Here is a 26,717-nt window from a genome sequence, read left to right as displayed (position 1 = left end):
GACTACCCGGTTCGGCAGTGGGTGCTTCTCTTCTCGCCCCAACAGTTACCACGTGGGGTGGAGTATTCCCCTGCATGGCCCGGGATGTCAAGCTGAAGGACTTAGAGGACACCGTCGAGGACCTCGCGTATCCGATGACGAACAGCAACGCGCGCGAGGAGCTCGACGACGTCGTGCTCGTCTACGCGGACGGCGACGAGCGGCTGTCGGACGTGCTCGCCCGCATCGAGGAGGACGTCTTCGACGATCCGGCGGATCTCGTAACGGAAGTGATGAACGCGCTCCCGACGGAGGCGGTCGGCGAACCCGGGCAGAGCGAAGGCGACGCCTGAGAGCGAACCCGCCGAAACACCGCGTTTATCACGCTCGATGGACTAGCCCGAGTAATCATGGAGTTCTGCGACGAGTGCGGTTCGATGATGCAAGGCCGCGACGGCACGTGGGTCTGCACGAACGAGGACTGCGGGTTCGAGAAGCCGAAGGGCGACACCGCGGAGTTCGTCAGCGCCGGGAAGCAAGAGGACTCGGGCGTCATCGACGTCTCCGACGCCGAAGACCAGGGGATGCCGAAGACGACCGTGAAGTGCCCGGAGTGTGGGAACATGGAGGCGTACTACTACATGCAGCAGATCCGCTCCGCGGACGAGTCAGAGACGCGTTTCTTCATCTGCACCGAGTGCGAGCACAAGTGGCGCGAAGACGACCACTGAACACGACTCTCACCGCTCAGTCGGGTCGCTCGAGGTCGAAGCGGTCGCGCGTGTAGCAGTACTGGCTGCCGGCGAGGCGGCCGACGACGTCGAGCTTCCCAGTGTCGAGTTTCCCGTCAGTGGCAACGTCGTCGTCGACGTGCGCGTGAACGACTTCGCCGAGCACGAGGTCGGAGCCGCCGAGGTCGACGACGTCGCGGAGTTCGCACTCGAAGTTCACGGGGGATTCGGCGACGCGCGGCGCGGCCACTGCCACGGCGGCTTCGGGCGTGACACCGGCGTGGGCGAACTCGTCCTCGTCGGCGTGGATCGTCGCGCTCGTCTCGTTCATCGCGGCGGCGAGGTCCGCCGTCACGATGTTCACGACGAACTCTCCGGTCTCGACGGCGTTCCGCGGCGTATCCTTCCGCCCTCGCGATTTGTTCGGGGAGAACGCGAGCGTCGGCGGGTCGACCGCCGCGACAGTGAAGAAGGAGTACGGCGCGAGGTTCGGCGTGCCGTCCGTGCTCTCCGTGCTCACCCACGCGATGGGTCGCGGAACCACCGCACCGGACAGTTCGCGATAGCCGACAGCGTCCGCGTCGAGTTCCATACTCCGACTTCTCTCGACCGCGGCCTCCGCCTTTCGGTTCTCCGATGACTGTTCGCTCTCTCAGGGGAACAGCGAGTCAGCGACGTACGCCGTGACCGTCCGAGTTCCAAGCCCTCACGCCTCACGTCGTTCGGCGCTCGCCCTTGGAGAGTCCACCAGGCCGTCTCAGGGGAACAGCGAGTCAGCGACGTACGCCGTGACCGTCCAGTTCGGCGCGTCGACGACTTCGCTCACCTTCAGGTCGACGGCGGCCGAGCAGAGGATGTAGGCTTCCGCGCGGGTGAGGCCGCGTTCGGCTTCGAGGTGGTCGATCATGTGGCGGACCGCGAGCTTCGTCGCGTCCATCAGGTCGGGCGCGATGCCCGTGGTTCCGTACTGGGGTTCGTCGCGCCCCGTCGGCGTGTACGGGTGACTGGAGTGGACCTGTGGCTGCGCGATGTCCATGTCCTTTCGGACGTCGAAGCGCGCCGTGACGAACATCGGGGCCTCGATGCCCGTCACGGAGACCTCGCCGTCGCCCTGTGCGGCGTGGCAGTCCGCCGTCGAGAACAACCCGCCCTCGGCCTCCACGGGGAGGTAGAGCGTCGACCCCTCCGTGACGTGTTTCACGTCCATGTTCCCGCCGGTGTCGCGTGGCGGGAGCGTCCCGAACTCGCCGTCTTCTCCCGGCGCGAGACCCGCGATTCCCGGGAAGCAGTCGGTGGGGACCTCGATGCCGTTCACGAAGTGCGCGACGTCGCGGTCGAGGTCCCAGATGTGGACGCCGCCCTCCTCGAAGTCCTCCGGCAGGAGGCCGAACCCGCGTTCGCCCTCGAAGAACCCCGTGTACCCCCAGCCCTTGTGTTCGAAGTCGAGGAACTCCACCGCGAGCACGTCACCGGGCTCTGCGCCCTCGACGTAGACCGGCCCCGTGATGGGGTGGACGGGGTCGAAGCTCGCGTTCAGGAAGTCTTCCAGTTCCGCGTCCGGCCCGAACTGGCCGTCGAACGCGTCCCGGCACTCGAACCGCACCACGTCGCCGGGCTCGACCGTGAGCGCCGGCTCGATCGAGTTGTCCCAGACGTGATGGACGTTCTCGTCGCTATCGTCCAACTCGTAGTCGACAGAATATGCCATACGGTACCAATGAGCGCCGAACGGCATAAAGGTGCGTTCGACCGGGGGCGAGAGTTCACATACGGGAACGCGGCGACGTCACCGTATCCGCTGAAAACGACCGCGGGCGAACACGGCGGGAGTCCGACACACCGCCCGCGACCACCCCGAGTGTCGGCTGTCAGCCCCGCCCGAACACGACGAAGGCTAGGCTTCGTCGAACTGGGCAGAACGCCGTTCTGCTTGCTCGACGAGGTCTTTCAGGCCTCGTCGAAGAGGGTCTCGCCGTCGACCATGTGTTCCTCGACGGCGTCCATGTCGAGCGTGACGCCGAGACCGGGTTCTTCCGGCACCGTGATGGAACCGTCCTCGATGAGGTCTTCCTCGACGAGGTCTCCCCACCAGCCGAGCTCGTAGGAGTGGTACTCCACGGCGAGGCTGTTCGGGATCGCCGCGCCGACGTGCACGGACGCCATCGTCCCGACCGGCGAGGCGACGTTGTGCATCGCGACGGGGACGTAGTACTGGTTCGCGACGTCCGCGATTTTCCGCGTCTCGCGCATCCCGCCGACCTTCGGCAGGTCGGGGGCGATGATGTCGACCGCCTGGTTCTCCAGCAGGCGGCGTTCTTCCGTCACGCGGTAGCGGTTTTCCCCGACCGTGATAGGGGTGAGCGTCGACTTCGTCACTTCCTCCTGAACGTCGAGGTTCTCCGGCGGGACGGGGTCTTCGAGCCACCAGACGTCGTACTCCTCGATAGCGGCGGCGAGGCGTTTCGCGCTCCCGCCGGAGAACGTCCAGTGGCAGTCGAAGGCGACGTCCGCGCGGTCCTTCACGCGCTCCGTCACCGCCTCGACGATTTCGGCCTTGTGTCGGATTTCGCCCGGCCGGAGGTGGCGGTTCGCTCGGTCCTTCTCCAGCCCGCTGGGGACGTCGAGGTCGAACTTGAGCGCGTCGTAGCCGAGTTCCTCGACGACGCGTTCGGCCTCGTCCGCGCAGGCCTCGGGGTCGGCTTCCGCCTCGGTGTGGCAGTCGCAGTAGACGCGGACCTCGTCGCGGTACTTCCCGCCGAGTAGCTGGTACGCCGGAATCCCGAGAATCTTCCCGGCGAGGTCGTGGAGCGCCGTCTCGATGCCGGAGATCGCCGTGACGGTGACGCCTTCGACACTTCCCTCGCCGCTCATCTTCTGCACGAGGTGTTCGTAGAGCCGGTCGATGTCGAGGGGGTTCTCGCCGACGACGAACGGCTTCATCCGCTGGATGAGTTCGGGGACGCCCGCGCCCCAGTACGCCTCACCGGTCCCGACGACGCCGGCGTCGGTGTAGACGCGGACGAGCGTCCACGGGAAGTTCCCGTCGACCATCGTCGTCTGCACGTCGGTGATTTCGACGTCGCGCGCGCCGCGCGAGCCCTGAAGCCCCATCGTCTCGCTCGAGAGCTCCCGCATCGTGTACTCGGCGTTCGGGTCGTGGAGGTCCGCGTAGTCAACCATGGATAATCGTTTATTCGGGTTCGTGTAAACGTATGGGTTCAGAGGAGGTCGAAGAGTTCGAGGTCGTCGCGGAGCGCCGCCCGGTCGACGGCGTCCATCGCGCGGAGCGGGCGGCGGAGCCCGCCGAAGTCCTCGCCCTTGAGGTCGAGCGCGGTCTTCACGCCGGCCATGTAGGGGCCGCGCTTGATGGCGCTGCGGACGTCGTAGACCGTCGATTGGAGGGCTCGCGCGCGGTCCTCGTCGCCGGCGTCGTAAGCGTCGTAGAGGTCGACGACGAGTTCGGGGAAGGCGTTCGCGACCGCGGACACCACTCCGGTGCAGCCGATTTCGAGGCCGGGGAAGAGCAGGCTGTCCGACCCCGAGAGGAAGGTGAGCTCGGGGTTCGCGTCGATGGCCTGTCCGAGCCACGGGACGTCCTTCGAGGAGTCCTTCACGCCGGCGACGTTCTCGATGGCGGCGAGCCGCTCGACCGTGTCGAGCGAGAGGCTGTTCCCCGTCTTGGACGGGATGTGGTAGACGTATATGGGGAGGTCGACGGCGTCGGCGACGGCGTCGTAGTGGGCGACGGCGGCCTCGGCGTCGAGCGGGTAGTAGTAGGGCGTGACGACGACGAGGCCGTCCGCGCCGACGGCCTCTGCGTGCTCGGCGTGCCGGACGGTCTGGTGCGTGGAGGGTGCGCCGACGCCCGCGATGACGGGGACGTCGTCGATTTCGTCGACGACCGCTTTGACGACGGCGTCGCGCTCGTCGGCTGTGAGGAGCGGGAACTCGCCGTTCGTGCCGAGCGGGAAGACGCCGTGGACGCCGCGGTCGACGACGTAGCGGGCGTGCGCGGCGGTGCGTTCGAGGTCGACGTTCTCCTGTTCGTCGAAGGCGGTGAGGGTCGGCGGGACGACGCCGTGGAGGTCGAGCGGGTCGGCGCTCCCGGGCGCGGGCGCGTTCTCGGGCATCAGCGAAACCTGTGCGTGCCCCCTCCCTCAACGTTACCATTCGTGTCGAATTCACGTTCGAGTAAACTTTTTGCCGGCGCGAGCCGTTGGTGAAGTATGGACGTTGCCGTAGAGGTACTGGGGTCGCTCGCCGCGCGCACGGGCGTCCACCGAATTCGGGTGGGTGTTCCCGAGGACGCCACCGTCGAAGACGTCGTGCACGCGCTCGCCGACCGCTGCGGCGGGCACGCCGCCCTCGGCGTACTCGACGGCGAGCGCCTCCGCGCCGACACCGTCGTCGTCCGCGCCGCCGGGAACAACACGCTCACCGCGTCGAGCCGCGTCGTCACCGGTGACACCGTTCGCTTCCGACTCGCCGCCTAGCGGCTTCGTTTAGTTCTCGTCTGCTCGCGCTGCGAGGCGGTTGAGCGCGTAGGTCGTTCGGAGGACGTCGCCGGCACGGCCGCTGTCGAAGACGAGGTCGTCGCGGGCTTCGACGAAGTCGCGGACGCCCGCGGAGGCGTGCGCCGGCGCGGCGGCGATGCCCGCGTCGTTCGCCGCCGCCCACTCCATCACGCGCCGGTCGCTCTTCGAGTCGCCCATCACGAGCGCGAACGGGTCGTCGACGCCGAGCACGTCGAGCGCGGCGGTGACGCCGACGACTTTGTTCAGTTCTCTGCTCGCGATTTCGGCGGCGTCGCCCTCGTAGTATGCGACGTCGATGCGTTCGAGGCGCGCCGCGACGGCGTCCGGGACGGACACGTCGGGGCGGTCGTCGGCGGCGTCGAGCACGGCGGCGATTTCCGGGTCTTGCGCCGCGTAGTAGGCTTTCACTTCTCTCTCGTTCGCGTCGGAGACGGCGTCGCCGAGGAGGGAGAGGAGCCAGCGGAGCGCGTGCGCGACGACGTCGACGGCGCGCTCGGTGCCGGTCTCGTGGTTCGGCTTGAGCGTGACGTTGAACTCGTTCCCCTGGAGGTGGCAGCCGGAGCGGATGTCGCCGGGCGCGTCGGAGAGGACGCGCGCGCGGACTTCGGCGAAGACCTCGGTGACGTCGTCGTCGAGGTCCTCGTAGAGGAGGCGTTTCGTCTCCGGGCCGTGGCCCGGCGTGAAGACGCCGGTGCCGGTCTCGTAGACGACGCTGAGGTCGCCGGAGTGGACGAGCTCGTTGCCTAACCCCTGGATGAGGAAGCCCTTGACGTTCTCCAGGGTCTGGCCGGTGCAGATGACGATGGGGACGCCGGCCTCGTGGAACTCCGTGAGGAGGTGGAGGACTTCCCGGGGGATTTCGTTGTCCGTGTGGCCGGCGGAGCGCAGGGTCTCGTCGACGTCGAGGACGAGGACGTTCACGCCGCGTCCGTAGGACGTGTAGAGGTCGAGCGCGGTGAACGCCTGGTCGCGGGAGGCGCGGGCGACGAGGTCGGCGACGCCCTCGCCGTAGCGGTCGGCGACGTCGGCGCGTTTCTCGGCGAGCGTCTCGCTCGCGTCCTCCCAGTAGGAGAGCGCGACGGACGAGTCGAGCGGCGGGTAGAGGTCGACGAGGTCCTGGTAGGCGCGGATGGTCTCCGCGTCGACGGTCTCGTAGACCGCGTAGAGTTCGTCGTAGCGGTCGGTCATGGTCGGTAGTGGCGCGGCGGAGCCAAGAGTCCGACGCCGCCCCGCGCAGCCAGCAATAATTACTCGATATAGAATAAACTTTTTGTCGGCGTGTCGCGGAGTACGGATATGCACGCGATCGCCGTCGGCCGCGACGACCGGACGCCCCGCGTCGTCGAGCGAGACCCGCCGACGCCGGCGTCAGGCGAGGCGCTCGTCCGCGTTCTCCGCGTCGGCGTCGACGGCACCGACCACGCCGTCATCGCCGGCGACCACGGCGGCTTCCCCGAGGGCGCGGACGAACTCGTCCTCGGCCACGAAGCCGTCGGGGTCGTCGTCGACGCGAACGACACCGACCTCGACGAGGGCGCGGTCGTCGCGCCGACCGTCCGCCGCCCGCCCGCGGGCGGCCCGAACCCCTACTTCGACCGCGGCGAACCCGACATGGCTCCGCCCGGCGGCTACGTCGAACGCGGCATCGACGGCGCGGACGGCTACATGGCCGAATACGTCACCAGCCCCGCCGCCGATCTCGTCGAACTCCCCGACGACCTCGCCGACTACGGCTTCCTCGTCGAACCCGTCAGCGTCGTCGAGAAAGCCTTCGAACTCGCGGCCGCCGCCCGCTCCTCCTTCCGCTGGGAGCCCGACACCGCGCTCGTCCTCGGGAACGGCCCGCTCGGCCTCCTCGCCGTCGCCGCGCTCACCGACGGAGCGACGACCGCCGGCCACTACGACACTGTGTACTGCCTCGGCCAGCGCGACCCCGACCACCCGAGCGTCCGCGTCCTCGACCGCTTCGACGCCGCCTACGTCGACGCCCGCGACACCCCGCTCGCCGCGTTCGCCGACGCCTACGAGCCCGCCGACCTCGTCGTCGAGGCGACCGGCCACCCGCCGCACGCCGTCGAATCGCTCGACGCGCTCGCGCCGAACGGCGTCGCCGCCCTCCTCGGCGTCCCCGAAGGCACCCACGAGGAATCCGTGCCGCTCGCCCACGTCCACCGCGACGCCGTCCTCTCGAACAAGGCCGTCGTCGGGAGCGTGAACTCGAACGCCCGGCACTTCCGCGCCGCCGCCGACGCCCTCGCCGATATGGACACCGACTTCCTCGACGCCCTCACGACCGTCGCCCCCGCCTTCGACGACCCGGCGGCAGCGTTCCGCGAGGACGAAACGACCATCAAGACGGCCGTCGAACTCGCCACGTATGAAGAACGTTGACGACCTCATCGAGAGCGCGGCCGAGCTCTCCGACCGCGGCCTCTCCAAGGGCGAAATCGCGGACGAGCTGAACGTCTCCCGCGAGACCGCGTCCTGGCTCGTCGAACGCGCCGGCGGCGACTCCGACGCCGACGACCGCGAGCCCGGCCGCGGCCACCGTCCCCCCGCCACCGACGGCCCACAGGACGTCCACGTCGACTGGAGCGCCATCGGTGAAGCCGGCGCGCGCCTCAGCTCCGTCGGCGCGGCCATGGCCGACCAGCTCCGCGAACACACCCACGACGTCGACGTCGTCGTCGGCATCGAGAAAGCCGGCGTCCCCCTCGCCACCGTCGTCGCCCGCGAACTCTCCTCCGACATCGGCACCTACACCCCCCGCAAACACCAGTGGAACGAAGGCGACATCGAGAACCTCACCGGCGGGTTCAGCCGGAACTTCGCGCAGGTCGAAGACAAGCGCTGCTTCGTCGTCGACGACACCATCACCTCCGGCACGACCATGACCGAAGCCGTCACCGCCATCGACGAAGCCGGCGGCGACGCCCTCGCCTGCGGCGTCCTCGTCGACAAACAGGGCGTCGACGAACTCGAAGGCATCCCCGTCGAATCCCTCCTCCAAGTCATCCGCGTCGGCAAAAGCGAATAACGCCCACCCGCCACCGCGTCGGCTCGGACGGGTATTTCGCCGGCTGTCGCGTCGGCTCGTACGGGGAAGTCTTTTCCACCTTCACAGCCATCACCTAGGTATGACGTTCGACCCGATGGGCGAGGGCCTCGACGCGGACGAAGTGCAGGACGTCGTCGACGACGCGATCGAGAACAACGAAGTCGTCCTCTTCATGAAGGGCGACCGGATGATGCCGCAGTGCGGGTTCAGCAAGCGCGCGGTCGGCCTCATCAGTCAGTATCGAGAGGACTTCGAGACGGTGGATACGCTCCAGAACCTCGAAGCGTTCCGGGAGGCGCTGAACGAGCACTCCGGCTGGGAGACGATTCCGCAGACGTACGTCGAGGGCGAGTTCATCGGCGGGAGCGACATTCTCGCGGAGCTCGACGAGCGCGGCGAACTCGCGGAGACGCTCAACGGCGACGAAGAGCTCTCGGACGCCGAGGACGACCCGGCCGACGAGAGCATCGAATCCCCCTTCTGAACGGTCCGCACACACTCGAAGCGCCTTTTTCTCACCCGCTCCACGAGCGCGTATGGAGCACCGTGACCGCGTGACGGCGGCGGTGTCGGCCGCGTTCCCGCGTCGCGAAATCGCGGCCGTCGAATCGGCGGGGCCGTCGTGGAACGACGCGAACGCCACCGCGCGCGTGACGCTCGCGGACGGCGACGTGCGATACGTGAAGGTCGGTCTCGACGGCGACCCGACGCGCATCCGGCGGGAGCGAGCAGTCATCGACTACGTCCGCGCGCACGCCGGCGTTCCCGTGCCGCGCGTCGTCGCGAGCGACACCGCGCGCGCGACGCCGTATCTCGCGACCGCGCCGATGGACGGCGAGTCGCTGATTCACCCCTGGGGCGAGCGGAGCGGCGGCGATCGCCTGCCGCTCGCTCGCGCGGTCGGAAGCGCGCTCGCGCGCGTCCACGACTGCCGCTTCGACGCACACGGCCACGTCACCGGCGGCGACGCTGGCGGCCTCGACGTGGCCGAGCGCTCGTGGCCGACGCTCCTCGCGGAGCGCGTGGAGTGGACGCGCGACCTCGCGAGCACGGACCGCTTCGACGAGCATTTCGACCGCGTGAAAGCCGCCGTCGAAGCGAACCGCGACCTGCTCTCGGACGCGCCAGCGGCGCTCGCGCACGGCGACCCCGCGATGCCGAACGCCGTCTGGAACGGCGAAGCGGTGGGCTTTCTCGACTGGGAGCTCGCGTACGTCGGCGACCCGGCGCGCGACCTCTACCGCGCGCTCGACCAGCAGTTCGCCGGGCTCCGCGAGGACGCGCCCGCGGCCGTCCGCGAGGCCTGCCTCGACGGCTACCGCTCGGTCGCCGGTGGCCTCCCCGAGGGCTACGCGGAACGCGAGCCCGTCTACGCCGCCGTCCGGTTCCTCGGCGTCTCCGGCTACGTCGACAAGTACCTCGACCTCGTCGACGAAGAGGACGCGGACTTCGTCGCGTGGGTGGACGCCGAGATGACCGCGCGACTCGACGCGTGCTAGCGGGGTTTCCGCTACCTGCGCCTTTTTCGTGGTGTGTGCACCACTCTCAGTATGCTCGTTATCGAGAACGCGACAGTCGTGGACGTCGACGGGGCGCGCGAAGGCCCGGTCGTCGTCGAGAACGGCGAGATCACCGCGGTCGGCGAATCGCCGAGCGCGAACGACCCGGACGTCGTCGTGGACGGCGACGGCGGCGTCGTCGCGCCCGGCCTCATCGACTCGCACGTCCACGTCTCGATGGACGGCCGGCCGAACACCGAGGAGATCCGCCGCGAGTCGGCGTCGAAGCTCGCGTACCGCGCCGCGAAGAACATGCAGGAAGCCGTGCGCGCGGGCGTCACGACCGTCCGCGACCTCGGCTCCGCCGGCACGCTCGGCCCCGACACCCGCGACGCCATCGACGAAGGCCTCGTCGAGGGGCCGCGCGTCGTCCCCTGTGGGTCCGCCGTCATCGTCACCGGCGGGCACGGCCACTGGGCGGGCCGCGAAGCCGACGGCCCCGCGGAGGTGAAGAAGGCCGTCCGCGAGCAGCTGAAGAAGGGCGCGGAGGTCGTGAAGACGATGGCCACCGGCGGCGTGCTCACCGAGGGCGCAGAAATCGGCGGGTACGAGATGAGCCCCGAGGAACTCGACGCGCTCGTCGACGCCGCGTCCGCGAAAGGCCGGCCGACCGCCGCGCACTGCCACAGCGTCACCGGCATCAAGAACGCGACGCGCGCCGGCATCACGAGCGTCGAACACGGGACGTTCATGGACGCCGAAGCCGCCGCGCTCATGGCCGACGAAGACACTTACTGGGTGCCCACCGCCTCCGCCATCCACGGTATCGTCGAGAACGGCACCGAGGCCGGAATCCCCGACTGGGCCGTCGCGAAGGCCGAGGACGCCGCCGACGCCTTCGAGGACGCCTGGAGTCACGCCCTCGACCACGACGTCCCGATTGCGATGGGAACGGACGCCGGGACGCCGTTCAACTACCACCGCGACGCCGCCCACGAGCTCGAACTCATGCACGACTACGGCCTCAGCGCCGAACGCGCGTTCGAAGCCGCGACCGTCAACGCCGCCGACCTCCTCGACCTCGACGACGTCGGACGCGTCACAGAGGGGTATCGCGCCGACCTCGTCGTCCTCGACAGCGACCCGCGCGAGGACGCGAGCGCCTACACCAGCCCGCGCGCCGTCGTCGCCGACGGCACCGTCGTCTGAGAGCGCGACGCAGCACGCGCGTCCGACTCCGAGAACCGCCACCTCGCGGACGCGTCCCCGCGAACGTCACCTCCGCGCCACCCTGTTCGCGCCGTCGCTCTTCGACGCTGGGCGCTCGAAAGAACTGGAAGGTCGTGTGCGACCGGATTACGCGTTCCAGGGGCCGAAGCCGGGGTCGACGCGGCGGTCGACGTCCTCGATGGCGTCGATGCGTCGGATCTCCTCGTCCGTGAGTTCGAGGTCGAGGCTCGCCCAGTTGTCCTCGATGTGGTCTTCGCCGGTCGCTTTCGGGATGGCGGTGACGCCCTTCGAGCGGATCCACGCGAGGCTCACCTGCGCGGCGCTCACGCCGTGGGCGTCCGCGATGTCCGTGAGGACGTCCGAGTCGAAGACCTTCCCGCGGGCGAGCGGCGAGTACGCCACCATCTCGGTCTCCGTGTCATCGAGGTAGTCGCGGAGCTGGCGCTGCTGGAGGAACGGGTGGAACTCCACCTGATTCGCGAAGATCGGCTCGTCCATCACGTCCTCGGCCACTTGGAGGTGGCGCGGCTCGAAGTTCGACACGCCGATGTGCTTCACCTTCCCCTCGGCTTTCAGCTCTTCCAGCGCCGGGAGCGTCTCCTCGGGGTCGTACGTCCGCGACGGCCAGTGGATGTAGAGGAGGTCGACGTAGTCCGTGCCGAGCTTCTCGAGGCTCTCCTCGGTGCTCTCGATGACGCCGTCGCGGTCGGCGTGGTCGATCCAGACTTTCGTCGCGAGGAAGACGTCCTCCCGCGCCACGTCGGCCTCGTCGAGCCCTTCGCCGACGTCCTCCTCGTTCCCGTAGGCCTGCGCGGTGTCGATGTGGCGGTAGCCGGCTTCGAGCGCCGCCTCGACGGCGTTCGCGCACGCGTCCGGGTCGGTGTTCTCCCACGTGCCGAGCCCGAGCATCGGCATACCGTTCGCGCGCGGACAGTCGTCACTGTCGGGTCGTGTCATAACGAATCGTCCTACTGCCGTCGAGGAGTTATACGTTCGGGCGAGCGCGGGTTTCGCCGGTTCGTCCGTGCGAGCCGCCGCGACAGCGGGCGAGATAGCCACACTCGTCGCGCCGAGGTTCCGTGTCAGTTCTGCGTGAGGGTGCCGCCGGTGAGCTGTTCGCGGGCGAAGTCGACGAGGAGGGGGGCGTCGTCGAGGTGGAGGAGTTTGGCGATGGCGAGGGGGTTGCCGGCGTTCGCTTTTTGCAGGGTGTCCATGCCGACGCTGTTGAGGTCCTCCATGAGGCGGTCGTAGCGGTCGTTCGAGGCGAGATAGAGGAGTTCCGTCATCATGAGGCGGGTGCGCGAGGACGGCGCGACCTCGTCGTGCCAGAGCTTCTCGTAGACGGAGATGTTGTCGTGGGACGTGTCGCGGGCGTCGGGCGTGAGGCAGTAGTCGACCGTGATGGCGGCGGCGCGCCCGGAGCGCATGCACTTCCCGATGCCTTCGCCCCAGAGCGGGTCGATGGAGGGGACGGTGTCGCCGACGGCGATGAAGTTGTCCGTCGACATCCGGCCGGGCCGCTGGATGTGCGCGGAGCCGCGGTGCTGTTTGCCTTCGATGCGCTCGGCGTTCTCGAAGCGGGGGTCGTCGTCCAGCCAGTACTGGAGGTAGTCGTCGATGCTCATGCCCTGCTTGGACTTCTCGCGGTAGCGCTCGTTCTGGATGTAGCAGAGCCCGACTTTCGCGGTGTCGCCGCCGGTGTGGAAGATCCACGAGTAGCCGCCGGGCGCGAGGTCGTGGTCGAGGCGGAGCATCATCGCGTCCGTCAGGTCGGCGTAGCCCGGGTGGTCGATGTCGATGCCCTCCATCTCCCACTCGATGCCGATGGCCTGCTTCTCCCGTCGGAGGTCGACGACGTCGAGGGCTTTCGCGAGCGGCGCGGCCGGCCCGGTCGCGTCGATGATGATGTCGGCGTAGACCTCCTCGTCCCCGTCGTACTTCACGCCGACCGGTTCGTCGCCCTCCATAATCGGCTTGGAGACGCGGGAGTCGAAGCGGTACTCCGCGCCGTGCTCGCGGCCTTCGGCGACGAGCCAGCGCTTGTAGTCCGCGAACTCGAGGACCGCGCCCGCCTGCTCCTGGACGAAGTGGTCGTTCGGGGATTCGAGCACGACCTCGTCGGTGGCGTTCATCACGACGTCGTCCGGAATCCCGAACGACGCCATCGTGGAGGGGAACGTCCCCGCGGTCGATTTATTGCTTTGACGCGGGAACTCGTCTTCCGCTTCAGTTTCGAGAACGAGGACGTCGTAGCCGCGCTGTGCGACGTCCCGCGCACACTGCGCTCCCGCGGGACCCGCGCCGGCGACTACCACGTCAAAGCGGTCTGTCATACCTTATCCGAAGCCACGTTTCGCTAATGAGTGTTGCTGAATACGGACGCCTCCGCCGGTATTTCGACGTTTCAGCGGGAACAGAAGCGACCCGCTCACACGGCACTCGAACCCCACGCGTGACGCTCGAACTATCGGACGCTCACCGCGTCTCACCCGTCCGATTCACTCGCACACCCGCGCACTCGCTCGTTCGCTCACGTTCTCGTCCGCAGGAACTCGTTCAGGAGGTTCGGCAGGAGCACGCCGACGCCGAGGAACACGGCGAGCGCCACCCACGACGGCAGCGACGTCGCCGACGCCACACTCAGTCCGAGCACGAGCGCCGCGACCACGCACACGCCGATAACGAGGTTTTCCCGAGAGACCATACCCGGACACGGGACGAGAGACAGGTAACTGTTCCCCCGAACGCGAACGCGCGACGCCGCGCGCATCGACCGAGAAGTAGGGACGCGTGCCGAGAGAGGAAGAACCGCAAGAGATGTCCGGCGGACGAGTGGTCCGGAGTCCGCGCGAGCGAAGCGAGTGCGGGCAAGCGGGACCGAAGGTCCCGCCAAGAACCCGGTAGTTCGCCGGTTCACTCGCCCGTAGGGCGAGGCCCGAGCGCGACTACCGCGCGCCGGAGGCGCGCGACAGGAGCGCGATGGGCTTTTAGTGCAGGTTTTGCCGAGCGACGGCGCGCGAAGCGCGCCGAGCGCAGAGCAAAACGTGCGTTAGTAGAACTCGCGCACGAGGTCGGTCGCGCCGTCGGGCGCGCCGTCGGGGACTTCGTGCATGGGTTCGTCGACGCCGTGGGCGGTGTTGTAGTCGGTGGCGTCTTCGTCCTCCCAGAGCACGCCGATGTACTCTTTGTCGTTGTCGAGGATTTTGTCCTTGGCAGCCTCGCGGTCGGTGGGGTCGTGGTCGGCTTCGTCGAGGTCGACGATGTTGTCGCGGAAGTAGTCGTAGGTGTCGACGTCGTTGAAGGTGACGCAGGGGCTGAAGGTGTTGACGATGCTGAAGCCGTCGTGCTCGATGGCCTTCTGGACGATCTCCTGGTGGCGCTTGGCGTTCGAGGAGAACGACTGCGCGATGAAGGTACCGCCGGCGGAGAGCGCGAGCGCGAGCGGGTTGACGGGGGGCTGCTTGGGGCCGTCGGGCGTCGTGGACGTCTCGAAGTCGGAGCGGCTGGTCGGGGACGCCTGACCCTTCGTGAGGCCGTAGATGCGGTTGTCCATCACGACGTACGTGAGGTCGATGTTCCGGCGGACGGCGTGGATGAAGTGACCGGCACCGATGGAGTAGCCGTCACCGTCACCGCCGGCGACGACGACTTCGATGTCGGGGCGCGCGATCTTGACGCCGGTGCCGACGGGGAGCGCGCGGCCGTGGACGCCGTGGAGCGCGTAGGAACGCATGTACGTCCCGATCTTCCCGCTGCAGCCGATGCCGGCGACGACGAACGTCTCGTCCGGCGTGTTCCCGGTCTCGGCGAGACCCTTCATGATGCCGTTCATGGTGCCGAAGTCACCGCAGCCCGGACACCACGTCGGCTGCTTGTCGGATTTGAAATCGATGAATCGTGCGTTGGAGCTCATGCGACTACCTCCTTGATTTCCGCCGCGAGTTCGTCCGCCTTGTAGCGGACGCCGTTGTACTTGTTCACGCGCTCGACGCGCGTAAGTGTGTCGTGCTCGATGAGGTCGGCGAACTGCCCGGTCGAGTTACACTCGACGACGACGACGTTCTCCGCGGCCTCGACCTCGTCGGTGAGGTCGGGGCGCGGGAAGACGTAGGGGACGGAGATGAAGCGGACGTCGACGTCCTCTTCGGCGAGGAAGTCGAGCGCTTCGACCATCGCGCCCTCGTTCGACCCCCAGGAGATGACGAGGTTGTCGGAGTCCGCGTTCCCGAACTCGCGGTAGTCGAAGTCCTCGCGTTCCTCGGCGGTCGCGACCTTCTGGTTGCGTTTGTCGACCTGCTCGACGCGTTCGTCGACGTCCTCCGTCCGGCGACCGAGCTCGTCGTGTTCGAGGCCGGTGGACATGTGGACGCCGCCTTCCGTGCCGGGGAAGGCGCGCGGGCTGACGCCGTCTGCGGTGACGGCGTGCGCCTTGAAGCGGTCCTGTTCGTCCTGCCACTTCGAGATCTCGGACTCGTCGACGACCTTCCCGCGGTCGTTCTCGACGGCGTCCATGTCGAACTCGTCGGGCTTGAACGTCTGCTCCGTCACGGCCATCGAGAGGTCGGCCGAGATGTAGACGGGCATCTGGTACTTCTCCGCGAGGTTGAACGCTTCCACGGTCTTGTGGAAGCACTCGGAGACCGTCGTCGGCGTGAGGACGAAGCGCGGGATTTCGCCGTGCCCGCCGTAGAGCATCATGTTGAGGTCGCCCTGCTCCTGTTTCGTCGGCATCCCCGTGGAGGGGCCGGAGCGCATGATGTTCGCGATGACGAGCGGCGTCTCCGAGGTGGCGACGAGCCCGAACGTCTCCGCCATCAGGTCGATGCCGGGGCCGGACGTCGCGGTCATGGCGCGCGCGCCGCCGCGGGCCGCGCCGAGCGCGAGGTTGATCGCGGCGAGTTCGTCCTCCGCCTGGACGACGTGCCCGCCGAACTGCTCGATACGCCCGGTGAGGTAGGTCATCACGTCCGTCGCGGGCGTGATGGGGTAGCCGGCGTAGAATTTACAGCCGGCCGCGATTGCGCCCATCCCGATGGCCTCGTCGGCGTTCAGGAGGACGTAGTCCTCGTCGGTCGTTTCGAGCTCGAAGTCGAAGTCGGTCTCGTAGTTCTCGGCGACGTACTGCTCGCCGAGGCGCGCGGCCTCCTTGTTGTTCTCGACGATCTTCTCGCCCTTCCCGCCGAACTTCTTCTGGAGGGATTCGTCGAGGTTCTCGATGGGGAAGTCGGCGACCTCGCAGACCGCGCCGAGGGCGACGATGTTCCGCATGATTGCACCGCCCGCGTCCTCGGCCAAGGACTTCAGGGGGACGTCGAGGCCGACCATTCCGTCGGGGACCTCGAAGTCCGAGAACTCCGTGCGCTCGCCGTCGTAGATGATGACGGAGCCGTCGTGGAGTTCGTCCATGTTCTCGTCGACCGTCCGCTCGGTCAACGCGATGAGGATGTCGAGGCGGTCGACGACGCTTTGCACTCGATCGACTGCGGTTCGGATCTTGTACGCGGTGTAGCCGCCACGGATTCGGGACGCGAAGTCCTTCGACGTGAAGACGTGTCGCCCCGCTCGCGAGAGGGCCTGCGCGAAGATCTTCCCGGTGGAGTCGATTCCATCGCCGGCCTCGCCGCCGATGGCCCAGTTCAGGTCGTCCTGCATGTACCAGGGACTTCCGACGCGCTGGGCAAAAACCCTTCCAAACGACGAGGAGGGTGCGAGAACGGCCGAATCGCCCGCTCGCCCTTCGATAACTGACCATCTGTACAAATACACTCGTCTCTGACGGGTATTCGTAGCGGGTTTTCACGTCGAACGAATGATACCGCGGGTCGCGAAACTCCCATATCCCCCGCGCCACTCCGTTCTCCTATGGAGTACACCACCGTGACCGTCGTCTCGGTCACCGACGTCGGCGGGGACGCCGTCGCCGTCGAACTCGACACCCCGGACGGATTCGCCGGCGAGCCCGGCCAGTTCGTCTCCTTCCGTCTCGACGAAGACGCGCCCGCGCGCTTCTACACGCTCTCCTCGCCCGACACCGAGGGAACCTTCGAGGTAACTATCGGCATCGACCCCGAGGGCGACGTCTCCCCCCGAATCGCCGCGCTCGACGCTCGCGACGAGGTCGGCGTGTCTGCGCCGCTCGGCGACACGCACTACGCCGACGAGGACACCGTCTTCGTCGCCGCGGGCGGCCCCGGTATCGGCGCGGCCATCGCGGTCGCCGAGCGCGCGCTCCGCGACGGCGGACACGCGGTGGTCGTCTACCGCGACGACGACCCGAGCCACGAGGCGCGGCTCGCCGAGCTGAGCGCCGCCGGCGCGACCGTCGCGGTCGTCGGCGACGACGGCGACGTCGACGCGGCCATCGCAACGACCGTCGAGGACGACATCGACATCGCGTTCGTCTTCGGGTTCAACGACTTCGTCGCGACCGCCGAGGCCGCGCTCGCCGACGCGGGCCTCCCCGACGCCGTCATCGACGCCGAGGGCTTCGGCCCCGCACCGACGAACTGAGAGCGACGCGAAGAACCGATACGCCTTTTGCGAGTGGGTGAGTCAGACAGGTTCGACAGGGGGACTCATGGATATACCGCCGGAAGCCGAACGACACGTCGTCCGCCTCCAGGAAGAGTACGGCGACTTCACCGTCGAGGTCGAACACATCACGGTCTCGTCCGTCGCGTTCCGCGACTGCATGCGCGCCTTCGAACGCGGCCAGCTCGGCGGCTCCCGCGTCCTCGTCGAACACGACGGCGAGCACCTGCTCGTCCGCGAGGAAATCGACAGCGCGTGGGACATCCCCGGCGGCTCCCGCGACTCGAACGAGGCGTTCGAGGAGACCGCGCGGAAAGCCGTGAAGCACGCCACCGGCATCACGCCGAACCTCGTCGGCGTCTTCGGCGCGCTCGTCTACGTCTTCGAGGACGACGACGGCGACCGCGTCGGCGGCGTCTGGGCGCTCTGGGACGCCACCGCCGACGACCCGACCCTCGAACTCAACCCCGAAGCCATCAGCGAAGCCCGCTGGTTCGACGACCCGCCCGACGACCTCGCCCCCCACATCGCCGGCCGCCTCGGTGGCCACGACGAGGAGTAACCCACGCGATTCCCGGCGGTAGCTCGACCGCTAGTGCTGGACGAACTCGACGAGGACGCCGCCGGTGTCCTTCGGATGGAGGAAGGCCACCTCGTGCCCCCACGCGCCCGGTCGCGGGTCGTCGTCGAGGCGGCGAACGCCGAGGTCGCGCGCGGTGTCGAGCGCGCCCTCGATGTCGTCGGTCTCCACCGCGACGTGGTGGATGCCGCCCCCGTTCTGCTCCAGGTAGCGGCCGATGGTCGTGTCGTCCTCCGCGGGCTCTAAGAGCTCGAAGTACCCGTTCTCGAACTCGCAGAAGACGACGCGCATCCCCTGAAACGCCTCCTCGTGGACGACGGGAGCGTCGAGGAGTTCCTCGTAGAGCGCGGCGAGTTCGGCGGCGTCCTCGGTGGCGATGCCGACGTGGTCCACGTGCATACTCGCTCTTCCGTCGCCGCCCGAGAAAAAGACCCCGACAACGGTTATCCCCCGTGCCGCCGGAGAACCGGTACGGGCGACACGAAACGCGGCCGCGAGGCGTCCGGGGAGAACAAACGCGACTCACGGACCGACCGGGACGCCGAACGCGAACTCGCCGACGAACCGGAACCCGACCTCGACGCCGACGAGGAGTCCGACGAGAGGTAGCGGTCTCAGTCGTCGCGGCGTACTGCGGGAGCGGCGGTCGGTTTCCGTTCAGATACCGGGGTGGTATTCGCCGAAGACGTCGCGGAGGACGTTGCAGATTTCGCCGACGGTCGCGTAGGCTTTGACGGCGTCGACGATGTAGGGGAGGAGGTTGTCGTCGCCCTCCGCCGCCCCGCGGAGGGCGGCGAGCGCGTCTTCGACGGCGTCGTCGTCGCGCTCGGCCTTCACCTCGGCGAGTGAGTCGAGCTGGCGCTGCTGGTCCTCTTCCGTGACTTCCTGGATGTCGACTTCCGGTTCGTCGTCGACCTCGAACTCGTTCACGCCGACGATGGTGCGCTCGCCCTCCTCCTGTTCGCGCTGGCGTTCGTAGGCGACGTCCTGAATCTGGCGCTGCACCCACTGCTCTTCGATGGCGGGGAGCATCCCGCCTTTCTCCTCGACGTCGTCGAGAATCCCTCTGGCTTCTTCCTCGACGTCGTCCGTGAGGGACTCGACGTAGTAGGAGCCGGCGAGCGGGTCGATGGTGTCGGCGACGCCGGACTCGTGGGCGAGAATCTGCTGGGTGCGGAGCGCCGTCCGCACGGATTTCTCGGTCGGCAGCGCGAGCGCCTCGTCCTTCCCGTTCGTGTGCAGGCTCTGCGTCCCCCCCAGCACGGCGGCCATCGCCTGGTACGCGACGCGCACGACGTTGTTCTCGATCTGCTGGGCGGTCAGCGTCGACCCCGCGGTCTGCGTGTGGAACTTCAACTGCTTCGACTTCTCCTTCTCCGCGTCGAAGCGCTCCTCCATGATGGACGCCCAGAGCCGCCGGGCCGCGCGGAACTTCGCGGCCTCCTCGAAGACGTTGTTGTGCGCGTTGAAGAAGAAGGAGAGCTGCGGCGCGAACTCGTCGACGTCGAGCCCGGCGTCGAGGGCGGCCTCGACGTACTCGATGCCGTTCCCGAGCGTGAACGCGACCTCCTGTGCGGCCGTCGACCCGGCCTCGCGGATGTGGTAGCCGGAGATGCTGATGGTGTTGAACTTCGGCGTCTCCTCGGCGCAGAACTCGAAGATGTCCGTGATGATTCGCATCGACGGCTCCGGCGGGTAGATGTAGGTGTTCCGCGCGACGTACTCCTTCAGGAGGTCGTTCTGGATGGTTCCGCGGAGTTCCTCGCGGTCGACGCCCTGCTTGTCGCCGACCGCGATGTACATCGCGAGCAGGACGCTCGCGGGCGCGTTGATGGTCATCGAGGTGGAGACTTCGTCGAGCGGGATGCCGTCGAAGACCGTCTCCATGTCCGCGAGCGTGTCGATGGCGACGCCGGACTTCCCGACTTCGCCCGCCGCCATCGTCGCATCCGAGTCGTAGCCCATCTGCGTCGGCAGGTCGAACGCCATCGACAGCCCCGAGGAGCCCTGGTCGATGAGGTAGCGGAACCGCTCGTTCGTCTCTGCTGCGGTCCCGAACCCCGCGTACTGCCGCATCGTCCACAGCCGCCCGCGGTAGCCCGTCGAGTAGACGCCGCGCGTGTAGGGGTCCTCGCCGGGGAACCCGAGGTCGTCCTCGTAGTCGAGGTCGTCGACGTCCGCCGGCGTGTACAGCCGGTCGACGTCCTGCCCGCCGGTGTCGGTGTCGAACGACTCCTTCCGCTCGCCGAACCGGTCGAGCACGGGAGACAGCGTCTCCTCCTCCCACTCCTCGCGGCCCTCGCGGATGGACGCGAGGTCCTCGTCGTCGAACATACTCGCCTCTCTGTCGCCTCGTCTCTTAATGGTTCGACGTTCGCTCCCGACTCCCTACTTCCGACCGGTGTCGTACTTGTAGGTCGCGTTCTCGGTGTCGACGCCGAACTCCTCGGGGTCCTCGCCTTCGGCCTCGGAGTCCTCGCGGAGGCGTAAGGGGAGGGAGAAGTCGTCGACGGCGACGCGCACGGGCGTCACGACGTCGGTGTAGCCCCGCACTTCTTCGAGGCGGTGGACGAGCTTCGTCGGGAGGTCGTCCTCGCCGACTGCCGTGAATCCGAACTGCGCGAGGTAGTCGGGTTCGGGCGTGAGGCTGTACACCGCCTCGAACTCCTGCTCGGCGGCGTTCTCGACGAGCGCCTCGACGATGCGCGCGCCGACGCCTTCGCCGCGGTAGGCGTCGAGCACGCCGATGTTCGTGAGCTCGCAGACCGGGCGTCCCTCCTCGGTGTGCGTGCGCAGCCGGCCGAACCCGACTTTTTCCCGGTCGTCGTTCAGCGCGACGACGTAGTCCCGCGAACGGAACGCCGGGTCTTCCATCCCCAGCTCCTCCAGCTGGTCGAGCAGCCACACCTCCTCGTGTTTCTTCACGGGACGAATCTCCATGCGCAGTCGGTTCGCGCGCGCTCGGGAAAGGGTTTGTCCCACCCAGTTATATCGCTCCGCGTCCTACGGTACCACATGTACAACCGCGTGCTCGTGCCGGTCGACGGGAGCGACCCCTCGAACCGTGCGGTCTCGGAGGCGCTCGCGCTCGCCGGTCACCTCGGGAGCGCGGTCGTCTTCCTGTACGCCGTCGACTTCGACGGCATCCCCGCCGACTCCTACACGCCGACGCTCGCCGACCGCCTCCACGGGTACGGCGCGGAGGTCGTCGCCGACGCCGCCGAACGCGCCAAGCGCGCCGGCGTCACCGCCGAAACCGCCGTCGTCGAGGGCACCCCGCACCGCGTCATCGTCGACACCGCCCGCGACCGGGACGCCGACCTCATCGTCATGGGAACCCACGGCCGAACCGGCCTCGAACACGTCCTCCTCGGCAGCGTCACCGAACGCGTCGTCCGCGCCTCCGCCGTCCCCGTCCTCACCGTCCACGACCGCCGCGACGACGCCGACCTCGACGAAGAGTGACACAACCACCGTCGAGCGTTCGCGCACCGAGCGGGTCGTCAGCGCCCGGAAGTGCCGCGATTTAGCGCCGGAACGAGTTCCGGTTGAGTCACGCTCGCTCCCTGCGGTCGTTGTACGGGCGACCCGTGAGTCGCCCGTACGGCAAGCGGGACCTCCGGTCCCGCCCGGCTCGCGTGACCTCCGAGCGCGAACAGCGTGAGCGCTCGGGCCGACGAGCGACCACCGCGGCCCTTTGGGCCGCGACGGGAGCGAGGAGGCTTTTAGTCCAGGTTTTTATCGAGCGCCCGTCAGGGCGCTCGCAATAAAAAAGTGGGTTAGAAGGAATCGACGACGGGGATGCCGTCGGTGTCGTAGGTAGTCATGGCTTGGAGGGTGTCGGAGACGTCTTCGAGGCCGATGGTGCCGGAGACGACAGCGCCGGGATCGAGTTTGTCGGCGGCGACCATGGAGAAGATTTCGTCGTAGCGGGTGGGTTGCATGCCGAAGGAGCCGGCGACGTCGATTTCCTTCATGACCATCATGTCGGTGGGGAGGGGGATGTCGCCGCCTTCGTCGCTGGTGGTGAGGCCGATCTGGACGTGCTGGCCGTGGCGGCGGAGGCAGCCGAGGGCGTTGCGGCAGGTGGCGGCGACGCCGAGGGCGTCGACGGCGACGTCCGCGCCGCCGTCGGTGATGCCCATGATTTCGCGGGGGACGTTGTCGACGTCGCCGGCGTTGACGGTGGCTTCCGCGCCGAGGCGGGTGGCGTCGGAGAGTTTGTCGTCGTCGAGGTCGACGGCGACGACGCGGCCGCCGAGGGCGTCGGCGATGTGCACGGCGGAGAGGCCGACGCCGCCGCAGCCGTGGACGGCGACCCAGTCGCCGGGAGTGATGTCGGCGCGGTGGGCGAGGCCGTGGTAGGCGGTGGTGAAGCGGCAGCCGAGGCCGGCCATGTCGACGGCGTCGACGCCGTCGGGGAGTTTGACGGCGTTGTGGTCGGCGACGGGAACCGGGAACTCTTCTGCGAACGCGCCCTGGGCGGTGGGGGTGAAGCCGAGCGCGCGGACGTTCTCGCAGAGGTTGCCGTGGCCGCTGCGGCATTCGGGGCAGACGCCGTCGCCGAGGGTGAACGGGACCGCGATTCGGTCGCCCTCCTGGAGCGTTTCGACGTCGTCACCGACTTCCACTACTGTCCCGGCGGGTTCGTGGCCGAGAATCTGGCCCTTGGGCGGCTGGGAGCCGATCCAGTCCCAGTCGCCCTGCCAGCCGTGCCAGTCGCTCCGGCAGACGCCGCACGCCTCCGTCTCGACGACGACGCCGTCCGCGTCGGCGGTCGGCCGGTCGACGTCCCGGATCTCTAGCGGTTCTCCGTACTCGGCGAGGACTGCGGCTCGCATGACACCACACGTCGTTCTCGAACGATGGTAAATCTTCGCCCGTTCTCACGGCGGTTCGTTTCCGGATCGGTCGGTCGGTGCGAGAGTCGATAACTCCTCGCGGGGTGTGGCGCGTGGAGGAACTTACTTCACGATTCCCGCGGGAACGTCCAGTATGGATTCCCTGGCGGACGTCGACGAAATCGCGCATCGCCCCTCTCGGGAGTTCGTCGAGTCGACGAACGTGTGGCGGTTCATGCAGGCGCACGACATCGACGACTACGACGAGCTCATCGAGCGAACCACGGGGAACCTCGAGTGGTTCTGGGGGGAGCTCCCGCACTACCTCGGCCTCGACTTCTTCGAGGGCTACGACGCGGTGCGGGACGATTCGGACGGCCCGCAGTTCACGGACTGGTACGTGGGCGCGGAGCTGAACGTCGCGCACAACACGGTCGACCGCTACGCGGAGCGCGGCCGGGAGACGCGGAACAAGACCGCGTGCGTCTGGGAGGGCGAACCCGGCGAGACGCGCGAGCTCACCTACCACGAGCTCGCCCGGCAGTCGAATCAGGTGGCGAACGCGCTCGTCGAACGCGGCATCGAGGAGGGCGATACGGTCGCGCTCTACATGCCGATGGTCCCGGAGGTCGTGAGCATCCTCTACGGCGTCTTCAAGGTCGGAGCCATCGCCGTCCCCATCTTCTCCGGGTTCGGAACGGACGCGACGGCGACGCGCCTCGATGAGTCCGAAGCGCGCGTGCTCTTCACGGGCGACGGTTTCTACCGCCGCGGCGGCGAAGTCACGCTCAAGGAGACCGCCGACGAGGCCGTCGAGGAGACGGGTCACGTCGAGTCGACCATCGTCTTCGACCGGCTGGGGCACGTGCCCGACGACGGCGAGGACGCAGACGACGCGGGTATCCCGTGGGACGACGCGCGCGACGAGTCGTGGACCGAGGCCGTGGAGACGCGGGACGACGACTTCGAGACGCGGGCGATGGACGCGAACGACCCCTGTATGCTCCTCTACTCCTCCGGCACCACCGGCAAGCCGAAGGGTATCGTCCACTCGCACGCCGGTGCGCTCGTCCAGCCGGCGAAGGAGATTCACTTCGGGTTCGACCAGAAGCCTGCGGACCGCTTCTTCTGGGTGTCCGACATCGGCTGGATGATGGGGCCGTGGACGCTCATCGGGAACCACGCCTTCGGCGGGACGGTCGTCATGTACGAGGGCGCGCCCGACCACCCCGAGCCGGACCGGTTCTGGTCGATGATCGACCGCCACGACGTCACGCAGTTCGGCGTCTCCCCGACCGCGGTCCGCGCGCTCCGCAAGTACGGCGACGAGCACGTCGAAAAACACGACCTCTCCAGCATCCGCCTGCTCGGCTCGACCGGGGAGCCCTGGGACCCCGAGTCCTGGCACTGGTTCTACGAGCACGTCGGGAACGGCGAGGCCCCCATCATCAACATCTCCGGGGGGACGGAAATCGTCGGCTGCTTCCTCATGCCGATGCCGATTCAGGACCTCAAGCCGTGCACGCTCGGCGGCCCCGGCCTCGGCATGGACATCGACATCGTCGACTCGCAGGGCGGCTCCGTCGCCGACGCGGGCGAACGCGGCCTGCTGGTCGCCCGCGACTCCTGTCCCTCGATGACGCGGTCGCTCTGGGAGGGCGACGACCGCTACCTCGACACCTACTGGAGCGCGTTCACGAACCCGCCGCTGTGGAACCACGGCGACTGGGCGCAGCGAGACGACGACGGCTTCTGGTTCCTGCACGGCCGCGCGGACGACGCCATCAACGTCGCCGGCCGGAAGGTCGGTCCCGCGGAGGTCGAGGGCGCGCTCATGGACCACGACGCCGTGAATCAGGCGGCCGCCGTCGGCGTCCCCGACGACACGACCGGGGAAGCCGTCGTCGCCTACGTCATCCTCGAACCCGGCTACGAGGAGTCGGACGAGCTCGCGGGCGAACTCCGCGCGCAGGTCGGCGACGAACTCGGCAAACCGTTCCGCCCCCGCGAAATCCGGTTCGTCGAGGAGTTCCCGAAGACGCAGTCGGGGAAGATCATCCGGCGCGCCATCGAGGGCGCGTACACCGGCGAGGATATCGGCGACCTCTCCAGCATCGAGAACCCCGAGGCGCTGGAGGCGCTCCGCGAGGACTGACTCAGTCGAGGACCGGGAGGAGGTCGTCGGGGTAGAGCGTGTCGCCCTCGTAGAAATCCTCGAGCGGCTTCCAGACCACGGGGAATTCCTCGCCGGTCTCGGGTTCGTGTGCGGTGAGGTTGTCTCGCTCGCGGAGTTCGTCGTCGACGAGGTGGCCGGCGTAGACGAAGACGAGCTCGTGGCGGGCTTCGCCGTCCCACTCGAAGCGGTTTTCGAGGACGGCGAGGCGGGCCTCGGGCGCGAACGCCGCGTCGAGCTCCTCGCGGAACTCCCGAATGACGGCGTCGTCGCTCCGTTCGTTGAAGTCCACGCCGCCGCCGACCGGCCGGTAGAAGGTCTCGCCGTCGGGCGTCTCGTGCTCGGCGACGAGCACGTCGTCGCCGTTCGCGCGCGTCGGCACGCCGACCGCCACCGGCCGGATGTGCTTCCAGGAGTCCTCGGGCATGGCCGTGTGGGAGTCGTCGCGGCTCGAAAAACCCACCGATAGAATTAGATGTCGACGTAGCGGGGGTCGACGGCGTTCTCGGCCGTGACGCTGACGACGGTCGCGTCCGCGTCGTCCGCCGCCGGGGTCGTGCCGAGGTGGAGGGCGGTTCCGGCGCGGAGCGCGGCGAGGACGGCGACGACGGTCCCGGGGTGGACGAAGTCCGCGTCGACGACCACGGGGCCGGGGTGTTCGCGCTCGAAGCGCTCGGCGGCGTCGAGGAGGTCGCGGTGCGTGTAAGTCGTCGAGCCCGCGTCGAGGAGCGCGGTGTCGCCGTCGAACGAAACGGGCGGGAAGGCCGGGTTCTCGCTCCACACGTCCCGCTCGAAATACTCGATACGGGGGTTCCCGGGTTTCTCGCCCCAGGCGACGCGCTGGCCGCCCGCCGGCAGGTCGAGACCCTCGACGTCCGCCGTGGGGGCGACGTACGCGCGCAGCTCGTCGCCGGTCGCGGGGTCGAACTGGACGGTCGCGCCGAGCAGCCCCGCGCCGAGGAACGCGAAGACGGGTTTCGCCTCGGCGACGGACGCGACGCCGACGTCGACGCCCTCGCGCACGCCGAGCGTCCGCAGGAAGTTCCCGGTCTTGAACGCCGTGCCGCGCGTCGCGTCCGCGTCGTACGTCGTCCGCGCCGTCTCCACGCTCGCCCCCGGCGGCAGGTCCGCGAGCAGGTCGTACAGCGTCTCCATACCCCACCGTTCGGCCACGGCCGGGAAAACGACGCCGGTCTCCTGCTACTCACCACACCGCCACCTCACCCCTACCCGGCTCCGTCGACGGCGAGTCCGACGTTCACGACGACTGCACAGTTTTGACGCTTCACCAGGAGTGAATCCGCCGCAAGCTAGCACTGGTCAGACGAGCCACGATGCGAACATCCGCGAGGTGAGCGGCTTGGAAAGCCCGAACCGAGTGGTTCACCGCGACGAGCTCCGTGAGTCGCGGGCCGACGAGCGACCACGCGCCCGAAGGGCGCACGGGAGCGAGGAGGCTTTTAGTCCAGGTTTTCATCGAGCGCCCGTCAGGACGCTCGTGGTTCGAGAGACGGCGAAGCCGTCTCTCGTCATCACGAAAGGCGCTTCGCGCCTTTCGAA

29 protein-coding genes are annotated in these 26,717 nt (G+C 68.3%); 13 read left to right on the top strand and 16 right to left on the bottom strand.

Translation table 11 applies throughout. The annotated features are described in order from the left end of the window. Nucleotides 1-74: 74 nt before the first annotated feature. Together IEY26_RS10350 and IEY26_RS10345 are read left to right on the top strand one after the other, a co-directional pair. Nucleotides 75-332: a DUF5789 family protein gene (locus IEY26_RS10350; protein WP_188978619.1), complete on the top strand. Its 258-nt coding sequence runs from the start codon at nt 75-77 to the stop codon at nt 330-332. Nucleotides 333-389: 57 nt separating this feature from the next. Next, nucleotides 390-710, top strand: a complete 321-nt coding sequence (locus tag IEY26_RS10345) for a transcription factor S (RefSeq protein ID WP_188978617.1) — start codon at nt 390-392, stop codon at nt 708-710. A 16-nt stretch (nt 711-726) separates the two neighbouring features. Here the strand turns inward: IEY26_RS10345 and IEY26_RS10340 are convergent, their stop codons facing one another. The 4 genes from IEY26_RS10340 to IEY26_RS10325 form a co-directional block, all read right to left on the bottom strand. Beyond that, entirely contained in the window at nt 727-1,302 is a 576-nt protein-coding gene (locus IEY26_RS10340; protein WP_188978615.1) for a flavin reductase family protein, read from the bottom strand. A gap of 165 nt (nt 1,303-1,467) precedes the next feature. Further along, nucleotides 1,468-2,418: an acetamidase/formamidase family protein gene (locus IEY26_RS10335; protein ID WP_188978613.1), complete on the bottom strand. Its 951-nt coding sequence runs from the start codon at nt 2,416-2,418 to the stop codon at nt 1,468-1,470. Nucleotides 2,419-2,657: 239 nt separating this feature from the next. Further along, nucleotides 2,658-3,890, bottom strand: a complete 1,233-nt coding sequence (locus IEY26_RS10330; RefSeq protein ID WP_188978611.1) for a mandelate racemase/muconate lactonizing enzyme family protein — start codon at nt 3,888-3,890, stop codon at nt 2,658-2,660. 38 nt (nt 3,891-3,928) lie between these two features. Continuing rightward, nucleotides 3,929-4,840, bottom strand: coding sequence for a dihydrodipicolinate synthase family protein (locus tag IEY26_RS10325; protein ID WP_188978609.1), 912 nt, complete (start codon nt 4,838-4,840; stop codon nt 3,929-3,931). Between the two features lie 96 nt (nt 4,841-4,936). On the opposite strand from IEY26_RS10325, the gene IEY26_RS10320 reads away from it, so the two are divergent. Next, nucleotides 4,937-5,203 (top strand): hypothetical protein, encoded by a 267-nt coding sequence (locus IEY26_RS10320; protein ID WP_188978607.1) that lies wholly within the window; start codon nt 4,937-4,939, stop codon nt 5,201-5,203. A gap of 9 nt (nt 5,204-5,212) precedes the next feature. Here IEY26_RS10320 and IEY26_RS10315 read toward each other — a convergent pair whose 3' ends face one another. Beyond that, entirely contained in the window at nt 5,213-6,433 is a 1,221-nt protein-coding gene (locus tag IEY26_RS10315) for an HAD family hydrolase (RefSeq protein ID WP_188978605.1), read from the bottom strand. Nucleotides 6,434-6,541: 108 nt separating this feature from the next. Here IEY26_RS10315 and IEY26_RS10310 point away from each other — a divergent pair, with 108 nt between their 5' ends. The 5 genes from IEY26_RS10310 (at nt 6,542) to IEY26_RS10290 (ending at nt 11,011) form a co-directional block, all read left to right on the top strand. Then, nucleotides 6,542-7,636, top strand: coding sequence for a glucose 1-dehydrogenase (locus tag IEY26_RS10310; RefSeq protein WP_188978603.1), 1,095 nt, complete (start codon nt 6,542-6,544; stop codon nt 7,634-7,636). After that, nucleotides 7,623-8,282 (top strand): transcriptional regulator GfcR, encoded by a 660-nt coding sequence (gfcR, locus tag IEY26_RS10305; RefSeq protein ID WP_188978601.1) that lies wholly within the window; start codon nt 7,623-7,625, stop codon nt 8,280-8,282. Before IEY26_RS10310 ends, gfcR begins: the two co-directional genes overlap by 14 nt. Before the next feature lie 100 nt (nt 8,283-8,382). Next, complete coding sequence (locus IEY26_RS10300; protein WP_188978599.1) at nt 8,383-8,787, top strand: glutaredoxin family protein; 405 nt, start codon at nt 8,383-8,385, stop codon at nt 8,785-8,787. A 52-nt stretch (nt 8,788-8,839) separates the two neighbouring features. Next, nucleotides 8,840-9,802, top strand: coding sequence for a phosphotransferase family protein (locus tag IEY26_RS10295; protein WP_188978597.1), 963 nt, complete (start codon nt 8,840-8,842; stop codon nt 9,800-9,802). 51 nt (nt 9,803-9,853) lie between these two features. Continuing rightward, nucleotides 9,854-11,011, top strand: coding sequence for a metal-dependent hydrolase family protein (locus IEY26_RS10290; RefSeq protein WP_188978595.1), 1,158 nt, complete (start codon nt 9,854-9,856; stop codon nt 11,009-11,011). 147 nt (nt 11,012-11,158) lie between these two features. On the opposite strand, the gene IEY26_RS10285 is transcribed toward IEY26_RS10290, so the two are convergent. The 5 genes from IEY26_RS10285 to IEY26_RS10265 all read right to left on the bottom strand — a co-directional run bounded on the left by IEY26_RS10285 (nt 11,159) and on the right by IEY26_RS10265 (nt 16,684). Further along, nucleotides 11,159-11,989 carry an aldo/keto reductase gene (locus tag IEY26_RS10285; RefSeq protein ID WP_229774024.1) on the bottom strand — a complete coding sequence of 277 codons (831 nt, stop codon included), beginning with the start codon at nt 11,987-11,989 and terminating at the stop codon, nt 11,159-11,161. A 125-nt stretch (nt 11,990-12,114) separates the two neighbouring features. Continuing rightward, nucleotides 12,115-13,365, bottom strand: coding sequence for a digeranylgeranylglycerophospholipid reductase (locus IEY26_RS10280; protein WP_188978593.1), 1,251 nt, complete (start codon nt 13,363-13,365; stop codon nt 12,115-12,117). Nucleotides 13,366-13,562: 197 nt separating this feature from the next. Then, nucleotides 13,563-13,736, bottom strand: a complete 174-nt coding sequence (locus tag IEY26_RS10275) for a hypothetical protein (protein WP_188978591.1) — start codon at nt 13,734-13,736, stop codon at nt 13,563-13,565. 345 nt (nt 13,737-14,081) lie between these two features. Next, nucleotides 14,082-14,945, bottom strand: a complete 864-nt coding sequence (locus IEY26_RS10270) for a 2-oxoacid:ferredoxin oxidoreductase subunit beta (protein WP_188978588.1) — start codon at nt 14,943-14,945, stop codon at nt 14,082-14,084. Further along, entirely contained in the window at nt 14,942-16,684 is a 1,743-nt protein-coding gene (locus IEY26_RS10265) for a 2-oxoacid:acceptor oxidoreductase subunit alpha (protein ID WP_188978586.1), read from the bottom strand. The genes IEY26_RS10270 and IEY26_RS10265 overlap by 4 nt, the downstream gene beginning before the upstream one ends. Before the next feature lie 210 nt (nt 16,685-16,894). Here IEY26_RS10265 and IEY26_RS10260 point away from each other — a divergent pair, with 210 nt between their 5' ends. Both IEY26_RS10260 and IEY26_RS10255 read left to right on the top strand, forming a co-directional pair. Next, on the top strand, nt 16,895-17,542 hold the full coding sequence (locus IEY26_RS10260) for an FAD-binding oxidoreductase (protein ID WP_188978584.1): 648 nt from the start codon (nt 16,895-16,897) through the stop codon (nt 17,540-17,542). 67 nt (nt 17,543-17,609) lie between these two features. Continuing rightward, nucleotides 17,610-18,125, top strand: coding sequence for an NUDIX domain-containing protein (locus tag IEY26_RS10255; protein ID WP_188978582.1), 516 nt, complete (start codon nt 17,610-17,612; stop codon nt 18,123-18,125). 30 nt (nt 18,126-18,155) lie between these two features. Here the strand turns inward: IEY26_RS10255 and mce are convergent, their stop codons facing one another. Beyond that, nucleotides 18,156-18,542, bottom strand: a complete 387-nt coding sequence (gene mce / locus IEY26_RS10250) for a methylmalonyl-CoA epimerase (protein ID WP_188978580.1) — start codon at nt 18,540-18,542, stop codon at nt 18,156-18,158. Between mce and IEY26_RS10245 the strand changes: the two genes are divergently transcribed. Then, the gene (locus tag IEY26_RS10245) at nt 18,537-18,752 is read left to right on the top strand and encodes a hypothetical protein (protein ID WP_188978577.1); all 216 of its coding nucleotides are present in this window, start codon (nt 18,537-18,539) and stop codon (nt 18,750-18,752) included. The genes mce and IEY26_RS10245 overlap by 6 nt on opposite strands. A gap of 48 nt (nt 18,753-18,800) precedes the next feature. On the opposite strand, the gene IEY26_RS10240 is transcribed toward IEY26_RS10245, so the two are convergent. Next, complete coding sequence (locus IEY26_RS10240; RefSeq protein WP_188978575.1) at nt 18,801-20,477, bottom strand: acyl-CoA mutase large subunit family protein; 1,677 nt, start codon at nt 20,475-20,477, stop codon at nt 18,801-18,803. A gap of 54 nt (nt 20,478-20,531) precedes the next feature. Further along, the gene (locus tag IEY26_RS10235; protein ID WP_188978573.1) at nt 20,532-21,083 is read right to left on the bottom strand and encodes a GNAT family N-acetyltransferase; all 552 of its coding nucleotides are present in this window, start codon (nt 21,081-21,083) and stop codon (nt 20,532-20,534) included. 75 nt (nt 21,084-21,158) lie between these two features. On the opposite strand from IEY26_RS10235, the gene IEY26_RS10230 reads away from it, so the two are divergent. Then, nucleotides 21,159-21,608: a universal stress protein gene (locus IEY26_RS10230; RefSeq protein ID WP_188978571.1), complete on the top strand. Its 450-nt coding sequence runs from the start codon at nt 21,159-21,161 to the stop codon at nt 21,606-21,608. A gap of 314 nt (nt 21,609-21,922) precedes the next feature. On the opposite strand, the gene IEY26_RS10225 is transcribed toward IEY26_RS10230, so the two are convergent. After that, nucleotides 21,923-22,984, bottom strand: coding sequence for a zinc-dependent alcohol dehydrogenase family protein (locus tag IEY26_RS10225; RefSeq protein WP_188978569.1), 1,062 nt, complete (start codon nt 22,982-22,984; stop codon nt 21,923-21,925). Between the two features lie 154 nt (nt 22,985-23,138). Here IEY26_RS10225 and IEY26_RS10220 point away from each other — a divergent pair, with 154 nt between their 5' ends. Further along, nucleotides 23,139-25,139, top strand: a complete 2,001-nt coding sequence (locus IEY26_RS10220) for an AMP-binding protein (protein WP_188978567.1) — start codon at nt 23,139-23,141, stop codon at nt 25,137-25,139. A gap of 1 nt (nt 25,140) precedes the next feature. On the opposite strand, the gene IEY26_RS10215 is transcribed toward IEY26_RS10220, so the two are convergent. Next, nucleotides 25,141-25,584 (bottom strand): NUDIX hydrolase, encoded by a 444-nt coding sequence (locus IEY26_RS10215; protein WP_188978565.1) that lies wholly within the window; start codon nt 25,582-25,584, stop codon nt 25,141-25,143. Between the two features lie 44 nt (nt 25,585-25,628). Further along, nucleotides 25,629-26,312, bottom strand: coding sequence for a hypothetical protein (locus IEY26_RS10210; RefSeq protein WP_188978563.1), 684 nt, complete (start codon nt 26,310-26,312; stop codon nt 25,629-25,631). Between the last annotated feature and the right edge of the window lie 405 nt (nt 26,313-26,717).

The sequence above is a fragment of the Halocalculus aciditolerans genome (assembly GCF_014647475.1).
In the GTDB taxonomy this organism is placed as follows: domain Archaea; phylum Halobacteriota; class Halobacteria; order Halobacteriales; family Halobacteriaceae; genus Halocalculus; species Halocalculus aciditolerans.
The sequence above is the reverse complement of the archived record's forward strand: the minus strand, read 5'-3'. Positions and strand labels throughout refer to the sequence as shown.

Bases quoted from the DNA above. Each gene is read 5' to 3' on its own strand.
- IEY26_RS10350 (WP_188978619.1), top strand. From the start codon at position 75: ATGGCCCGGGATGTCAAGCTGAAGGACTTAGAGGACACCGTCGAGGAC.
- IEY26_RS10345 (WP_188978617.1), top strand. From the start codon at position 390: ATGGAGTTCTGCGACGAGTGCGGTTCGATGATGCAAGGCCGCGACGGC.
- IEY26_RS10340 (WP_188978615.1), bottom strand. From the start codon at position 1,302: ATGGAACTCGACGCGGACGCTGTCGGCTATCGCGAACTGTCCGGTGCG.
- IEY26_RS10335 (WP_188978613.1), bottom strand. From the start codon at position 2,418: ATGGCATATTCTGTCGACTACGAGTTGGACGATAGCGACGAGAACGTC.
- IEY26_RS10330 (WP_188978611.1), bottom strand. From the start codon at position 3,890: ATGGTTGACTACGCGGACCTCCACGACCCGAACGCCGAGTACACGATG.
- IEY26_RS10325 (WP_188978609.1), bottom strand. From the start codon at position 4,840: ATGCCCGAGAACGCGCCCGCGCCCGGGAGCGCCGACCCGCTCGACCTC.
- IEY26_RS10320 (WP_188978607.1), top strand. From the start codon at position 4,937: ATGGACGTTGCCGTAGAGGTACTGGGGTCGCTCGCCGCGCGCACGGGC.
- IEY26_RS10315 (WP_188978605.1), bottom strand. From the start codon at position 6,433: ATGACCGACCGCTACGACGAACTCTACGCGGTCTACGAGACCGTCGAC.
- IEY26_RS10310 (WP_188978603.1), top strand. From the start codon at position 6,542: ATGCACGCGATCGCCGTCGGCCGCGACGACCGGACGCCCCGCGTCGTC.
- gfcR (WP_188978601.1), top strand. From the start codon at position 7,623: ATGAAGAACGTTGACGACCTCATCGAGAGCGCGGCCGAGCTCTCCGAC.
- IEY26_RS10300 (WP_188978599.1), top strand. From the start codon at position 8,383: ATGACGTTCGACCCGATGGGCGAGGGCCTCGACGCGGACGAAGTGCAG.
- IEY26_RS10295 (WP_188978597.1), top strand. From the start codon at position 8,840: ATGGAGCACCGTGACCGCGTGACGGCGGCGGTGTCGGCCGCGTTCCCG.
- IEY26_RS10290 (WP_188978595.1), top strand. From the start codon at position 9,854: ATGCTCGTTATCGAGAACGCGACAGTCGTGGACGTCGACGGGGCGCGC.
- IEY26_RS10285 (WP_229774024.1), bottom strand. From the start codon at position 11,989: ATGACACGACCCGACAGTGACGACTGTCCGCGCGCGAACGGTATGCCG.
- IEY26_RS10280 (WP_188978593.1), bottom strand. From the start codon at position 13,365: ATGACAGACCGCTTTGACGTGGTAGTCGCCGGCGCGGGTCCCGCGGGA.
- IEY26_RS10275 (WP_188978591.1), bottom strand. From the start codon at position 13,736: ATGGTCTCTCGGGAAAACCTCGTTATCGGCGTGTGCGTGGTCGCGGCG.
- IEY26_RS10270 (WP_188978588.1), bottom strand. From the start codon at position 14,945: ATGAGCTCCAACGCACGATTCATCGATTTCAAATCCGACAAGCAGCCG.
- IEY26_RS10265 (WP_188978586.1), bottom strand. From the start codon at position 16,684: ATGCAGGACGACCTGAACTGGGCCATCGGCGGCGAGGCCGGCGATGGA.
- IEY26_RS10260 (WP_188978584.1), top strand. From the start codon at position 16,895: ATGGAGTACACCACCGTGACCGTCGTCTCGGTCACCGACGTCGGCGGG.
- IEY26_RS10255 (WP_188978582.1), top strand. From the start codon at position 17,610: ATGGATATACCGCCGGAAGCCGAACGACACGTCGTCCGCCTCCAGGAA.
- mce (WP_188978580.1), bottom strand. From the start codon at position 18,542: ATGCACGTGGACCACGTCGGCATCGCCACCGAGGACGCCGCCGAACTC.
- IEY26_RS10240 (WP_188978575.1), bottom strand. From the start codon at position 20,477: ATGTTCGACGACGAGGACCTCGCGTCCATCCGCGAGGGCCGCGAGGAG.
- IEY26_RS10235 (WP_188978573.1), bottom strand. From the start codon at position 21,083: ATGGAGATTCGTCCCGTGAAGAAACACGAGGAGGTGTGGCTGCTCGAC.
- IEY26_RS10230 (WP_188978571.1), top strand. From the start codon at position 21,159: ATGTACAACCGCGTGCTCGTGCCGGTCGACGGGAGCGACCCCTCGAAC.
- IEY26_RS10225 (WP_188978569.1), bottom strand. From the start codon at position 22,984: ATGCGAGCCGCAGTCCTCGCCGAGTACGGAGAACCGCTAGAGATCCGG.
- IEY26_RS10220 (WP_188978567.1), top strand. From the start codon at position 23,139: ATGGATTCCCTGGCGGACGTCGACGAAATCGCGCATCGCCCCTCTCGG.
- IEY26_RS10215 (WP_188978565.1), bottom strand. From the start codon at position 25,584: ATGCCCGAGGACTCCTGGAAGCACATCCGGCCGGTGGCGGTCGGCGTG.
- IEY26_RS10210 (WP_188978563.1), bottom strand. From the start codon at position 26,312: ATGGAGACGCTGTACGACCTGCTCGCGGACCTGCCGCCGGGGGCGAGC.